13 protein-coding genes and 1 tRNA gene are annotated in these 12,847 nt (G+C 70.7%); 6 read left to right on the top strand and 8 right to left on the bottom strand.

Annotated features, from left to right (window positions below; translation table 11 throughout):
* Positions 1 to 31: 31 nt before the first annotated feature.
* Positions 32 to 832, bottom strand: coding sequence for a glycerophosphodiester phosphodiesterase (locus NLX94_RS08645; RefSeq protein WP_254382027.1), 801 nt, complete (start codon positions 830 to 832; stop codon positions 32 to 34).
* Between the two features lie 248 nt (positions 833 to 1,080).
* Between NLX94_RS08645 and NLX94_RS08640 the strand changes: the two genes are divergently transcribed.
* From NLX94_RS08640 to NLX94_RS08615, 6 genes are all read left to right on the top strand, one after another.
* Positions 1,081 to 2,637, top strand: a complete 1,557-nt coding sequence (locus tag NLX94_RS08640) for a S1C family serine protease (protein ID WP_254382026.1) — start codon at positions 1,081 to 1,083, stop codon at positions 2,635 to 2,637.
* A 79-nt stretch (positions 2,638 to 2,716) separates the two neighbouring features.
* Positions 2,717 to 3,622 carry a LysR family transcriptional regulator gene (locus tag NLX94_RS08635; RefSeq protein WP_254382025.1) on the top strand — a complete coding sequence of 302 codons (906 nt, stop codon included), beginning with the start codon at positions 2,717 to 2,719 and terminating at the stop codon, positions 3,620 to 3,622.
* Between the two features lie 109 nt (positions 3,623 to 3,731).
* Positions 3,732 to 4,286 (top strand): cysteine dioxygenase family protein, encoded by a 555-nt coding sequence (locus tag NLX94_RS08630; protein ID WP_254382024.1) that lies wholly within the window; start codon positions 3,732 to 3,734, stop codon positions 4,284 to 4,286.
* The gene (locus NLX94_RS08625; protein WP_254382023.1) at positions 4,286 to 5,344 is read left to right on the top strand and encodes a YeiH family protein; all 1,059 of its coding nucleotides are present in this window, start codon (positions 4,286 to 4,288) and stop codon (positions 5,342 to 5,344) included. The genes NLX94_RS08630 and NLX94_RS08625 overlap by 1 nt, the downstream gene beginning before the upstream one ends.
* A gap of 134 nt (positions 5,345 to 5,478) precedes the next feature.
* Positions 5,479 to 6,438, top strand: a complete 960-nt coding sequence (locus NLX94_RS08620) for a peptidase (RefSeq protein ID WP_254382022.1) — start codon at positions 5,479 to 5,481, stop codon at positions 6,436 to 6,438.
* Between the two features lie 57 nt (positions 6,439 to 6,495).
* Positions 6,496 to 6,585 (top strand) — tRNA-Ser (locus NLX94_RS08615).
* Between the two features lie 139 nt (positions 6,586 to 6,724).
* On the opposite strand, the gene NLX94_RS08610 is transcribed toward NLX94_RS08615, so the two are convergent.
* The 7 genes from NLX94_RS08610 to NLX94_RS08580 form a co-directional block, all read right to left on the bottom strand.
* Positions 6,725 to 8,110, bottom strand: coding sequence for a site-specific integrase (locus NLX94_RS08610; RefSeq protein WP_254382021.1), 1,386 nt, complete (start codon positions 8,108 to 8,110; stop codon positions 6,725 to 6,727).
* A gap of 61 nt (positions 8,111 to 8,171) precedes the next feature.
* A complete protein-coding gene (locus tag NLX94_RS08605; protein ID WP_254382020.1) occupies positions 8,172 to 8,360 on the bottom strand; it encodes an AlpA family transcriptional regulator in 189 nt (62 codons plus the stop codon).
* Between the two features lie 308 nt (positions 8,361 to 8,668).
* Positions 8,669 to 10,210, bottom strand: a complete 1,542-nt coding sequence (locus tag NLX94_RS08600; protein ID WP_254382019.1) for a YfjI family protein — start codon at positions 10,208 to 10,210, stop codon at positions 8,669 to 8,671.
* Positions 10,207 to 10,563, bottom strand: a complete 357-nt coding sequence (locus NLX94_RS08595) for a hypothetical protein (protein ID WP_254382018.1) — start codon at positions 10,561 to 10,563, stop codon at positions 10,207 to 10,209. The genes NLX94_RS08600 and NLX94_RS08595 overlap by 4 nt, the downstream gene beginning before the upstream one ends.
* Complete coding sequence (locus tag NLX94_RS08590) at positions 10,560 to 11,450, bottom strand: bifunctional DNA primase/polymerase (protein ID WP_254382017.1); 891 nt, start codon at positions 11,448 to 11,450, stop codon at positions 10,560 to 10,562. The genes NLX94_RS08595 and NLX94_RS08590 overlap by 4 nt, the downstream gene beginning before the upstream one ends.
* On the bottom strand, positions 11,447 to 12,118 hold the full coding sequence (locus tag NLX94_RS08585) for a DNA cytosine methyltransferase (protein WP_254382016.1): 672 nt from the start codon (positions 12,116 to 12,118) through the stop codon (positions 11,447 to 11,449). The genes NLX94_RS08590 and NLX94_RS08585 overlap by 4 nt, the downstream gene beginning before the upstream one ends.
* On the bottom strand, positions 12,115 to 12,843 hold the full coding sequence (locus tag NLX94_RS08580) for a DNA methylase (protein ID WP_254382015.1): 729 nt from the start codon (positions 12,841 to 12,843) through the stop codon (positions 12,115 to 12,117). Before NLX94_RS08580 ends, NLX94_RS08585 begins: the two co-directional genes overlap by 4 nt.
* Between the last annotated feature and the right edge of the window lie 4 nt (positions 12,844 to 12,847).

Here is a 12,847-nt window from a genome sequence, read left to right as displayed (position 1 = left end):
TTCCCGTGGGACGGATGTGCAAAACGGGATGTCAGCGCCCCAGCTGTGACAAAACTTGTCGCGGCCTGTTCGTGATGATCGCTTCCACACCCAGATCAGCGCAGAGCTGAACATCTTCCGGATCGTTCACGGTCCACACGTGAACGGAGTGCCCCGCGGCCTGAAGTTTGCGGATGAAGCCCGGGTGGTTGCGGACGATCCGCATCCCCGGTCCGGCGATCCGTACTCCGGCCGGCAGCCGCCCGTCCCGCATCCGGGGTGAGATGAACTGCATCAGGTAGACGGTCGGGACGGTCGGCGCCGCCGCCCGCACCCGGTGCAGGGAGCGCGCGGAGAAGCTCATCACCCGGACCGGGTGCGGTCCCCCGGCGGGCGGGGCGTCCAGTCCGAACCGCTTGAGGAGGAAGAGCAGCCGCTCCTCCACCTGTCCGGCCCAGCGGGTCGGGTGCTTCGTCTCGATCGCCAGCTGTACGGGCCGCCCGGCGTCGGCGACCAGTTCCAGCAGCCGCTCCAGAGTGAGTACGGAGGTCCGCTCGGGGTCCGCGTCCCAGTCGGGGGACTCCTCGCGGTCCTTCCAGGAGCCGAAGTCGAGGGCGGCGAGATCGGCCAGCTCCAGGGCGGAGACGGCGCCGCGTCCGTTGGAGGTGCGGTTCACGCGCCGGTCGTGGACCAGGACCAGATGGCCGTCGGCCGTGAGCCGGACATCGCATTCGAGGGCGTCGGCCCCGTCCTCGATGGCCTTGCGGTAGGCGGCCAGCGTGTGTTCGGGGGCATCCTCCGAGGCGCCGCGGTGGGCGACGACCTGGATGGGGCGCGGCGTTGCGTGGGTCACCGGCTCATGGTGCCACCGAGAGGGGGCCGGATGTCGCGAGAGGTCGGGTGAGGGGTCTGGCGGGTGCTTCTGGGGATGCGTCCGAAATGTCGGAGATAAAGGATGGGGGAGACTCACAGGTCCGGCTTACAGTGCTCTGACGGGTCATGGGAAAGGCTTTGCCCAGGAACTTGTACGGCACGTCGAACGTTCAGCCGGACCGATATCGCCCGTATTTCTGAAGCCGTGTGTGACGAGGAGAGAGCGCTGTGAGCACCGAGAACGAGGGCACCGCGGCCCCGACGCCCCCCGCGGCTCCGCCCGTGGAGCCGGTGACGCAGCAGTTGCCGCCGACGCCCGCGCCCGGCACCGAACCGACCCAGCAGTTCCCCCGGACTCCGGAGGCCCAGCCCGCCGCCGTGCAGCCCGCGGCTCCGGCCCCCGCTCCGCCCCAGGCGCCCGCTCCCGCTCCCGCGCCGGCTCCGGCCCCCGCGCCGGCTCCCGCGTATGCCGAGAGCCCGGTCCCGCCGGTCACCCCGGCGTACGCCGAGGCCCCCGCGGCTGCCCCCGCTCCCGCGCCGCAGGCGATGGGTGCCGAGGGCTGGCCTCCCCCGCCGCCCGCGGCTCCCGCGTACGGCGCCGGCGGCGGCCAGGGCGGTGGCGGCTGGGGCGCGTCCCTGGCCACCGACGGCGCCCCGCAGCCCAAGGGGCGGAGCAAGGGCGGTCTGATCGCGGGCGTCCTCGCGGCGGCCCTCATCGCGGGCGGCGTCGGCGGCGGAGTCGGCTACTGGGCCGCCGACCGGAGCGCCAACGGCTCCGGCTCGACCACGGTCAGCGCCGGCAACACGCCCAAGGACCTCAAGCGCGACCCCGGCTCCGTCGCGGGCCTGGCCGCCGGCGCGCTGCCCAGCGTCGTCACCATCGAGGCCTCGGCCGGCGACGGCGAGGGCGGCACCGGCACCGGTTTCGTCTACGACCAGCAGGGCCACATCCTCACCAACAACCACGTGGTCGCCTCCGCGGCCAACGGCGGCAAGGTCAGCGCGACCTTCTCCGACGGCAAGAAGTACGAGGCCGAGGTCATCGGCCGGGCCCAGGGGTACGACGTAGCCGTCCTCAAGCTGAAGAACCCGCCGTCCGGGCTCAAGCCGCTGCCCCTCGGCGACTCCGACAAGGTCGCCGTCGGCGACTCGACCATCGCGATCGGCGCTCCGTTCGGCCTGTCCAACACGGTCACCACCGGCATCGTCAGCGCCAAGAACCGCCCGGTCGCCTCGGGTGACGGCTCCAGCGGCAAGAACTCGTACATGAGCGCCCTCCAGACGGACGCCTCGATCAACCCGGGCAACTCCGGCGGTCCGCTGCTCGACAGCCGCGGCGCGGTCATCGGCATCAACTCGGCGATCCAGTCGGCGGGCAACGGCGGGTTCGGCGGCGGCCAGGCCGGCTCCATCGGCCTCGGTTTCGCCATCCCGGTCAACCAGGCGAAGAACGTCGCCGAATCGCTGATCAAGACGGGCAAGCCGGTCTACCCGGTGATCTCGGTCTCCGTGGACCTCGCGGCCAAGACCGACGGCGCGAAGATCTCCGAGACGGGTGCCTCGGCCAACGACCTGGTCGACCCGAGCGGCCCGGCGGGCAAGGCGGGTCTCAAGCCCGGCGACGTGATCACCGAGTTCGGCGGCAAGCCGATCGACAGCGGCCCGACCCTGATCAGCGAGATCTGGACGTACAAGCCGGGTGACACGGTGAAGCTGACCTACCTGCGCGGCGGCAAGCCGACCACGGTGGACATCACGCTCGGCTCGCGGGTCGGCGACAAGTAGACCCGACTGGCTTGATGGAGAGGGGCCGTAGGCGCGATTGTGCCTGCGGCCCCTCCCAACGTCCGCTTATGCTTCGACGGTGTTCGATTCGCGGCACATACGGACGTTCCACGAGGTGGTCACCTCGGGGTCCTACTCTGCCGCCGCCCGGGTCCTCGGGTACACCCAGCCCGCGATCACCCAGCAGATGAAGGCGCTCGAACGCGCCGTCGGCACCCCGCTGTTCACCCGCGTGGGCCGCCGCATGCAGCTCACCGAGGCCGGGGAGTCCATGGCCCGGCACGCCGAGGCCATCCTCGGCAGCCTCTCGGCCGCCGAGTCCCAGCTGAAGGCCTACGCCCGGCTGCTGACCGGCCGGGTCCGGCTGTGCGGCTTTCCCAGCGCCAACGTCACCCTGGTCCCGGAAGCCCTGAGCAGCCTGGCCAAGGAGCACCCGGGCATCCAGGTCGAGCTGCTGGAGGGGGAGCCCCCGGACTCCCTGCGCCGGCTGGAGCGGGGCGAGTGCGACATCACCCTGGCCTTCACCTATCCCGGCCTGCACGAGGAGGTGCCGGAGGAAGTGGCCGAGGTCAGGCTCATGGAGGACCAGCTGACGGTGCTGCTGCCGACCGGGCACGCGCTGGCCCGCCGGCGGGCCGTGAACCTCGCGGACCTCTCCGAGGAGCGGTGGATCGCCGGCTGCCCGCGCTGCCGGGCGAACCTGCTGCACGAATGCGCGGGGCTCGGCTTCGTCCCCGACATCCGGTTCGCCACCGACGACAACCTGGTGGTCCAGAGCCTGGTCGCGCAGGGGCTGGGGGTGGCCATGATGCCCGCGCTGGTGCTGCCCTCGCTCTCGCTGAGCAAGGTGTGCGGGCGGGCCCTGCTGCCGGCCGCCCGCCGCCACATCGCGGCCCACGTGTACCGCGACCATCTGCGCGTCCCGGCGACGGCCGTGGTGCTGCAGGCCCTCAAGCAGGCGGCCTCCAACCGCGTCGGCTGCTGAACGGGCAGGCCGGAGTACCCCGCTCCACCCTCAACCCATAAGCCGAACTTGGGATTTCAGCTCATAACTGTCGTTGGACGTGATGGGTGGGCTCCTCGACGCTCCCCTTATGACCACCACCACGCCGGCCCGCACGACCGCGAGGACGGCCGCCCTCGTCAGTGAGATCCGTACGGTCGTGGACCGGGGGCTGGCCCCCGACCTGACCGCCTACCTGGTCGGCGAACGCCTCGCCCCGCACCTGGGCATGCCCGGTCTGCTCACCGCGGAGCAGTGCGAGGGCCACCCCGACCGCTACCGGCAGCACGTCCTGCACGCGGAGCCGGACGGCAGCTTCTCCGTGGTGGCCCTGGTGTGGCTGCCGGGCCAGGAGACCGCCATCCACGACCACGTCTCGTGGTGCGTGGCCGGGGTGCACGAAGGTGAGGAGAGCGAGCTCCGCTACCGGCTCGTCCCCGCCACGCCCACCGGCGGAGCCCGTCTGGTGGCCACCGAGCACGTGGTCAACGGCCCCGGCGAGGTCTGCGGTTTCGCCCCGCCCGGCGACATACACAAAGTCCGCAACTCCTGTCGCACCAAGGCGATATCCCTGCACGTCTACGGCGCCGACGTCGTACGCCTGGGCAGCAGCGTCCGCCGCGTCTACACGCTCCCGACCGACTGATGGCCCTGCTGAACCGCCCGGTGCGCGGGGCGGGATCACCGGATCCGGTCGATGTTTCACGTGAAACATCGTCAGCCTGGCCCGGGTTGGGCCTCGCGGCGGCCGGGGTCCTGGTGGCCTGGTCGGTGCACCGGCTGGTGCCGTGGCTGCCGATGCTGACGGTGGCGGTGGTGCTCGGCATCGCCGCGGCTCACCTGCCCCGCCTACGTGCCTTCGTACGGGGCCCCGCGCGCCCGGGGCTCTCGCTGGCCGGGCGCCGCCTGATGCGGATCGGCATCGTCCTGCTGGGCCTGGCGCTGGGGCTGGACGAGGTGCTCGGGCTGGGCTGGGCCACCGTGGCGATGGTCGCCGGGGTGGTGGCGGCGACCTTCCTCGGCACCCTCTGGCTCGGCCGGCGGCTCGGCCTCCCCGGGGACCAGCCGTTGCTGATCGCCACTGGCTACTCGATCTGCGGGGCCTCGGCCATCGGGGCCGTCAGCCAGGTATCGGGCAGCGACGAGGAGGACGTGGCCTCCTCGGTGGCCCTGGTCACCCTGTGCGGGACCCTCGCCATCGCCGTCCTCCCGCTCCTGCAGTCCCCGCTCGGCCTCTCCGACCCGGACTTCGGCCGCTGGGTCGGCGCGAGCGTCCACGACGTCGGCCAGGTGGTGGCCACCGCCCAGACCGCCGGCCCGGGCGCCCTCGGCGAAGCGGTGCTGGTCAAGCTGATGCGCGTGGCCCTGCTGGCCCCGCTGGTCGCGGCGGTGGCCTTCTCGGTACGGGCCCGCCGGCGCGGAGTGCGCACGCCCTCGGGACGCCGCCCGGCTCCGGTGCCGCTGTTCGTGGCCGGGTTCCTCGCCGCGGCCGCGCTGCGCGCCACCGGGGCACTGCCCGACGTAGCACTGGACTGGGCGCACACCGCACAGGAACTGCTGCTGGCCGCCGCGCTGTTCGGCCTGGGCAGCGCGGTCCACCTGCCCACCCTGTCCCGTACCGGCGGACGCGCCGCCCTCCTGGGCCTGGCGGCCTGGGTGGTGGTGGCCGGAGCCTCGTACGCGGGCGTCCTGCTCACCACCTAGCCGGAGTTGGCCATTTCCTGGCCGGAACCGACCGAACGTTCCGACTGTCCCCTGACATCTCGTTCCAGGCGTGCCACTCTGCCCCCGATCCGCACCGACAACTCTTCATCCGGGCACGGCAGAAGGAGTCATGCGTGAATCGCCATCGGACAGCCTTATCGGTTCTGCTCGCGACGGGCGCCCTGCTCGCGGGTGCGTTGACGGCGGCCTCCCCCTCGGCCGCCGAGCCGCGCCCCGCCTCCCAGGGCCTCTGGTCGGCCGAGCGGATGCGGGCCGCCACCCCGCTGGACATCACGGCCGCCCCGGGCGCGATCGCCCGTACGGCGCCCACCACTACGGAGCACGCCACGCGGATCGCCCCGACCCCGGCGAGCGCCTCCCCCACGGCATCCCTCAAGGCCTCCCCCGCGGCCTTCCCCCAGCCGGGCGGAGCCTGGACCTCCGGGGGCGCGGTGGTCAAAACCTCGGGCCGGGTCTTCTTCACCTTCAACGGGAAGAGCGCCTCCTGCTCGGGTGACTCGATCACCAGCGCCAACGGCAGCACGGTGATCACCGCCGGCCACTGCGTGAAGTACCAGGGCGCCTGGCACACCAACTGGATCTTCGTCCCGGGCTACGACAACGGGAACGCGCCCTACGGGCAGTGGACGGCGACCAAGACCTTCGCGACCGACCAGTGGGTGGCGAGCGAGGACATGAACATGGACGTCGGCCTGGCGGTCGTCGCCCCGCTGAACGGCCGCACGCTCAGCCAGACCGTCGGAGCCCAGGGCATCGTCTTCAACGGCGGCTACAACAAGAAGATGTACGCCTTCGGCTTCCCGGCGGCCGCCCCGTACGACGGCTCCAAACTCGTCTACTGCAGCGGCAACAGCGGCAAGGACTTCCTCCTCACCAAGGACCACAGCCTGCCGTGCAACATGACCGGCGGCTCCAGCGGCGGCCCCTGGTTCCAGGACTTCAACGAGGCGACCGGCCTGGGCACCCAGGTCTCGGTGAACAGCTTCGGCTACACCTTCCTCCCGAACCGCATGTTCGGCCCCTACTTCGGCAACGAGGCGAAGGCGGCCTACGACAAGGCCCAGACCGCCTGACCTCCCGCGAATCCCCAGCGCCGCCCGACCCCGCCGCCCGGTACTCTGTACCCGCCAGGTGGGTTGCCCGAGCGGCCTAAGGGAACGGTCTTGAAAACCGTCGTGGCAGCGATGTCACCGTGGGTTCAAATCCCACACCCACCGCCAGGTCAGAGAAGTAGCAGGTCAGAGGGCGGGTACCCGATTCGGGTGCCCGCCCTCTCTGCTCACCCTGTCTCACCTTGGACCGCCCGTATCCCGCTGTTGACCAGCGCGTATGGGCCATGTGTGGGCCAGACCCGGGGGCTTACCCGCCGCTGAGGCCCTTCTCGATGAGCTCGTTCGCTCGGGACTGCTGGCCCTTCAGGATCTTGGCGTAGAAGCGGAAGAGCACCGTGAGGCTGTGGCCGGCTCGTTGCGCGACCTCCATCGGGTCCACGCCGGAGTTGATCCACAGGGACACCCCCGCGTGCCGGAGCGAGTACGGCACGTCTGCGAGTGGTGTCTTGGCCTCTTCCGCCGGCAGGGCTTTGTGTCGCGCCGCGTCCCAGAGGTTGCAGTACTCCGTAGAGCGGACCCGTCCCCCCTGCGCGGCCCGGAAGAGGCGACCGTCGTCGGCGACCCCGTACTTCTCCTTGTGGTCCCGGAGCATCGTGGTCAGGACGGGCGGGATGGGTACGGACCTGGTTGCTGTCCGGGCCCGCCGCTTCAGTCCGCGCTGCTCGAACGACTGCCCGTCGTCGGTCCACCCCGAACCGACCTCGGGTCGGCTTCCCGCGAGGACCAGCTCTCCCCACCCGGTTGAGGGCAAGGTGCAGTCAGCAGCGCGCAGGGCAGCGATCTCTGAAGGGCGCATGGCCGCGTAGTACAGGCAGCCGAAGAAGGCGGCCATGTGGTCCCCCCGGCCGCCGGACTGCCTTACGGCGTCGATCAGAGCCGCAGCCTGGTCGGGGTTGGGTACGTAGCGGAAGTCGACCTCGTCGTCCTTGTCGGGCGCGGTCCAGTCGAGACGGCCGAGGGGGTTCGCGGGGAGGGTCCCGCGCTCCACGGCGTAGCGCAGAGCGTTGCTCATGACCATGCGCTTCCGGTTCACCGTGTTGTCGGCCGCGGGCTTCCCATTGAGCTTCTTGGACAGGGCATCAAGGGCCCCACGTAGGCGTTCGGACCGCGCAACCTCGGTCATCTTGACTGTGCTCGATGCGACCCAGGCGAGGGCGGCTGCGATGTCCTCCGGCGGCGTCTCGACCTCGTGACGCAGACGAAGAGGTCCGTCGTCTGCCTGTACCGCGCGGAACGCCCACCCGTACAGGGCTTTCCGCAAAACGGCGGAGTCGGGAGCGCCGCGTGAGCTGGAAACGAACGCCGGCGTCACGGTGGCGAACGTCTCGGCGATGCTCGCACGGTGCTTGGCCGCGGCCTTCGGCCACTTCATCAGCACGTAGGCCGTGGCGTGCTCGTACCACGTAGGTGTACTCAGGGCTTCGAACTCCGAGGCTGGCAGGCCGGTCTGCTCGTCGAACTGTTCCCGGTTCCGCAGCGCGGCGAGCAGCTCGGAACGGCGACCGTCAGCCTGCACCTTGAGCTTGAAGCTTCGGGAGTGCGGTCGCTCACCTGCTCGCCACCGAAGCTCGAACGGCTTGGGGCGCCCCTTCCGCTCCCGGATGGACCAGATATCAACGTCGTAGGTCAGCAATTTCTCTCCAATTGGAGAGAGGGCCCACCGAAGGGTGAGCCCTCTCTCTGGACGGGGCAGGTCAGGCGGCGACTTCCTCGCACTCGGACAGCCAGGCGTCCAGATCCGTGCGGCGAACACGTAGCTGGCCGTTAGGCAGCTTGATGAGCCGGGGGCCTTGTCCACGGGCACGCATCCGGTAGAAGGCGGCTCGGCTCATGCCGATCTCGGTGAGGACTTCGGCGAGCTTGAGCATCTGCGGGCGGGGCATCGGGCTCCTTCAGCTCGGTCCGGGGCGCGAAAACCCCGGAAAGTACTGACAGAACTGACAGAACCTCGCCACGTGGCCCCTGAGCTGCGGTTTTGGCCGGTTTGGGCCGCGTGACAAAACCTCAAAAAACTCTGACAGAACCTCGAAAACCTCGGTTCTGTCAGACCGGACGGCTCGCACGCGGCGAGGTTTTTGGAGTTCTGTCAGAGTTTCCGGAGGTTTTGTCACAGCTCCGAAAGTGTTCGTTTCCGCAGGTCAGGTGGCTGGTCGGGAGGTTCTGTCAGTTCTGTCAGAGGTTTCGGGGGTTTTCAGGCGGCAGGGGTGAGGCGGGGATGGGTCTCATACCGGGGCGAAGGCGGCCGGCCTCCGCGTGTTGTGCGGGGTGGCGGGGGCTGCTGCCGGACCCAGCCGTGTTCCTCCAGGAGGTCCAGGGCGGGATCGAGATCGCCCATGGCGGGGAACTCGCTGCGTGGCATCGCACGGAAGAGATCGCGCTTGGTGAACGCGGCCGTGCGGCTCTCGGTCAGATGGGTCAGGACGGTGTGGGCGGCCTCCTGCGCAGGGTCGGCCTTCATGGCGTTGAAGACGTCGAGGGCGTGGGCGGTGAAGTAGTCCCCGAGGCGGGTGGCGGCGGCCATGGTCTCGACGGCGATGGGCCGCGTCCAGGCGTCTTGGGGGTGGGTGGCGAGGTGGAGGAGGCCCGCGATACGGGCCACGGCGCCGTCGCGCTTGCTGGCCCAGTTCACGATCGGAGCCAGGGGCCCTTCCTTGCGGAGGCGGGCTTCGGTGACGCGCTGGTAGGCCAGGAGGACGGCGTCGGCCTCCGGGGTGAGGGTGAGCGTGGCCGTCTCGGTCCAGGCCGCGAGGGTCAGTGCCAGCCCCCCGAGCGTTGTGGCGTAGGTACTGGCGGTGTCGGGGCTCAGGAGTGCGGGGGTGAGGTTGCGGTAGCCGACGAGGGATTCGGGCTTGGAGTAGAGGAAGCGTGCGAGCAGGCCGCGGCCGTCGGCGCCCTTGATCTGTCCAATGGAGTCCAGGACATCGGGCTGGACGGCGAGGCCCATGGTGATGGCGGGATTCTCGATGTACTGGGGGTCCCGGGCCTGGCGGTTGACTCGGGCCATGTCGCCGGCGTGGCCCTTGAGGAAGATCCCCATGTTGGGGACTCCGGAGTACCGTCCGGCGATGATCTCGAAGATTTCGCCTTCGGGGGACAGGATCGAGATCCGTCCGTCCTGCTGGGCGAGGAGGCTGGTCAGGCTTTCGGCGGTGATGTCGTCGGCGACGAGCTGGGGCTCGGCCGGCACGACGGCGCGCTCGGCGGCCTCGGCCAGCGAGATGGCCTGGGCGGTCAGCCCGGCCAGTTTGTCGGCGTCGGCGTTGGCGGCCATTTTCTCGGCCCTCTCCGCCGCGGCCTTCGCGATCCGGGCGGATGCCGCGGCCTCGGCTCGCTGGGGTGCGGTGAGGTCGATGAGGGCCTGCTCGGCGGCGAGGAGGGGTTTGGTCATGAGCCCGAACACGGCGCTCTTGCGGTTGCCGGGCGGCAGGGCGACGGCGGTGTAGAGGTTGACGGGTTCGCTCCACTGGCCGCGCACGGTCACGGTGACGCGTCCGCCGGCGGCGGTGCCGATGACTGCCAGCGCGAGGCACCCGGCGAGGTCGGCCGGCGTCTGCGTCTCCTCGGCGACGCCGGCCGTCATGGCCGCGAGCCAGTCGGGCAGAGCGTCCACGGGGAAGGCGGGGAGCGGGCCGCGTGGGTTGAGGGGTACGGGTTCGTCCCATCCGGGTCCGGCGATGTCCTCCGGGGTCATCTCGTCGAACTCGGGCCACAGCTCGGGGTCGTGCGTGGTCATGCGGCGGCGTCCCTTCGCTGGGTGAGACGGGGGCAGGTGGTGCGGTGCTGTTCGTGATCGGCGATGAGCGCGAGGGCGCGTGCGCGGCCTGCGGTGAAGATGTCCCGGCCGCACGAGCACCATGAGCGGACACTCGGGCTGGCGCCGTAGGAGGGCGGGGCCACGATGTGGAGCCAGGCCACCGGCCGGCGTACGTCGTCGGCGTGCGGGTCACGGCGAACAGATGAAGGGACGCCTTCGGCGACGACCTTCGGCGCGCTACGGCCGTCCCGGGCCGGGGCCGGTTTGGCGGGGCTGGTCCCGGTCGGGGCAGGGGGCAGGCCTTCCAAGGGGAGCGGGAGTTGGGCGCTCATGCCGTCTGCCGGGTGCGGACCGTGCGGGCGGAGCTGTCGAGGGCGGAGCGGATCGTGGAGCGGCACTCGGCCACGGTCAGTCCGCGCTCCTCCCCCGCCGCTTGGAAGGCCTCCTCAGCTTCCTCGCGGGGGATGTCGCCCCATGCGACGAAGCGCCCCACCTTGAAGGCGCTGCGGTTGAGCGTGTTGTTCGCCTGATGCGCGGGTGCCTGGCGGACGGCCTCGCACTCGGCGTGCAGCGCCGCGCGAGCCGCACTTCCGCCGCGGACCGCCCCCGGCATCCGCAGAGGAACCGGGCGGGGTACCGGAGGCTGGAGCAGCGACAGGAGCCAAGCAGGCAGTTCAACGACCGGAGACGGGTCGGTGACTTCGTAGGTTCCGGCCGCGGTGGTGCTGCCGGGGGCGACGACGTATCCGCCGTGGGCGCGGGTGTCGATGAGCGGGCCGAGTTTGCCTGCCGTGTTCCCCAGCCGGATTCCGGTCGGTGCGGTGAAGTACAGGTGGGCCCCGCCGGAGGGGGTCCGGGTGCGGTGGGTGGTGGGGACGGCCTGCCCGGCGCGCTCGCAGAGCGCCCTAAAGGTCTCCGCGCCGCCAGGCGCGTCCTGACTGCTGTTGGTCTTGGGTGTGTCCAGGTCGATCACGATGAGTCCGGCGGGGCCGGTGGCCAGGCCGATGTTGTACGGCTTGTGCGTCCAGCAGCGGACGATCGCGGCTTGGTCGGTGGTCGCGCGCTGTTCCCACTTCAGGTGCCCGTCGATGCAGCCCCCGGTGCGGGGGCAGCGGTCCTCTTTGTGGAGAGCGGGGATCTTCGATCCGGGCCGGAGCGGGAAGACGGGCCATCCGCGGGCGGCAGTGGCCAAGGCCGCGTTTAGGAGGGAGTCGTTCATGCGGCGGCCCTCGTCTCGTGGGTGAGGTACTGGGTGGCGATCCATTCGGTGTAGGCGGGCGGTACGGCCTGGCGGGCTTCGGTCTTGTTCATCCAGGTGCAGCCCATGGCATCCGCGTACGCGCGCTCGCCCTTGTGCTCGAAGGCCAGGAGGCCCTTGTGGTGCCAGCACGGGGGCAGGAGGTCGCCGCCACCGGCCCAGGAGGTCTCAAAGGCCCGGTGGCGGCGCACGTTCAGGCCGAACTGCGACCCGCACAGCAGGTAGTCCGGGCGCAGGGTCCCGTCCCAGGCGGCCTCAGGGACGTTCTCGAGGGCCCACGGCCGTCCGGAGGCCTCCATGAGCTTCTTCCCGGGGGTGATCAGGTCGGGGTGGTTGTCCCTGCTGCCCCGCCAGGCGGTGACCCGGGCCTTGTTCTGGCACGGCCACGACGCGTGGATCAGCTCATACTCCTCGACCTCACCCGTGGTGATGATCCGGTCGAGGTATTCCAGGGCGTCGGCTTGGTGGAAGCCGAAGGGGTAGTTCGGCATCCGGTGGATGTCGACACCGGTGACGTCGAAGCCAGCAAGGTGGTAGCCCATCGACAGGCCGCCGGCGCCGCAGCACAGGTCCAGTACCCGCAGACCGTTCGGGCGCCGCAGCGGGAGCACCATCGCGGACGCGCTCATGCGGCTACCGCCCCGCCGAGGGTACGGGCGAGGAAGACGCGGCCGAGCCACTGGGAGTAGGCCGGGGGAATGGCTTCGGTGAGTTCCTCCCGGACGTCGGTCCAGTCGATCCCCATCGCCGCCTGCATCTCGGCGACGGTGGCCTTCCCACCGCCGGAACCGTAGGCGGCGACGTACGGACCGTCGAAGTACTGTCCGTGCCGCCAGCCGCGTACCCGGCCGCGGTGTTTGGGGTGGACGGGCTGGGGCGCGGTCCAGCCGCCCAGCTCGAAGTTGCGGTGGCGGAGCACTCCGAGAGCGAACTGTTCGCCGCACAGGGTGATGTCGCGGCGGACGGGGGCTTTGCCGTTGGGCTGCTCGATCGTGTAGGGGAGCCCTGTGGTGTCGAGCAGGGCCCGAAGTTCGGGGATGAGTTGGACGTGGCTGCGGCCCCATCCCATGGCCCGGTTGGTGCCGACGGTGAGCGCGCATCCGTCCTGGCACGGCGGGGACGCGTGGACGACGTCGAACCGCCGGATCTCGCCCGACTCGATCAGTTCGGTGAGGACGGTGAGGGCGTCGCCCTGGTGGAAGGTGAAGGGGTAGTTCGGGCGGGGGCGGATGTCGACGCCGGTCACGTCGAACCCGGCGCGGTGGTAGCCCATGGCGGCGCCGCCGGCGCAGGAGAACAGATCCAGTAAGGCGGGCCGGTGGCCCTCTCGCCGGATGTCGGTCGTGTGGGACATGCTG

Source organism: Streptomyces sp. TBY4, from assembly GCF_024213195.1.
In the GTDB taxonomy this organism is placed as follows: domain Bacteria; phylum Actinomycetota; class Actinomycetes; order Streptomycetales; family Streptomycetaceae; genus Streptomyces.
The sequence above is the reverse complement of the archived record's forward strand: the minus strand, read 5'-3'. Positions and strand labels throughout refer to the sequence as shown.

What these genes read in the sequence shown, in the direction of transcription:
- NLX94_RS08625 (WP_254382023.1), top strand. Translation starts at nt 4,286, where the DNA reads ATGGCCCTGCTGAACCGCCCGGTGCGCGGGGCGGGATCACCGGATCCG.
- NLX94_RS08605 (WP_254382020.1), bottom strand. Translation starts at nt 8,360, where the DNA reads ATGCCCCGCCCGCAGATGCTCAAGCTCGCCGAAGTCCTCACCGAGATC.
- NLX94_RS08595 (WP_254382018.1), bottom strand. Translation starts at nt 10,563, where the DNA reads ATGAGCGCCCAACTCCCGCTCCCCTTGGAAGGCCTGCCCCCTGCCCCG.
- NLX94_RS08590 (WP_254382017.1), bottom strand. Translation starts at nt 11,450, where the DNA reads ATGAACGACTCCCTCCTAAACGCGGCCTTGGCCACTGCCGCCCGCGGA.
- NLX94_RS08580 (WP_254382015.1), bottom strand. Translation starts at nt 12,843, where the DNA reads ATGTCCCACACGACCGACATCCGGCGAGAGGGCCACCGGCCCGCCTTA.
- NLX94_RS08630 (WP_254382024.1), top strand. Translation starts at nt 3,732, where the DNA reads ATGACCACCACCACGCCGGCCCGCACGACCGCGAGGACGGCCGCCCTC.
- NLX94_RS08585 (WP_254382016.1), bottom strand. Translation starts at nt 12,118, where the DNA reads ATGAGCGCGTCCGCGATGGTGCTCCCGCTGCGGCGCCCGAACGGTCTG.
- NLX94_RS08600 (WP_254382019.1), bottom strand. Translation starts at nt 10,210, where the DNA reads ATGACCACGCACGACCCCGAGCTGTGGCCCGAGTTCGACGAGATGACC.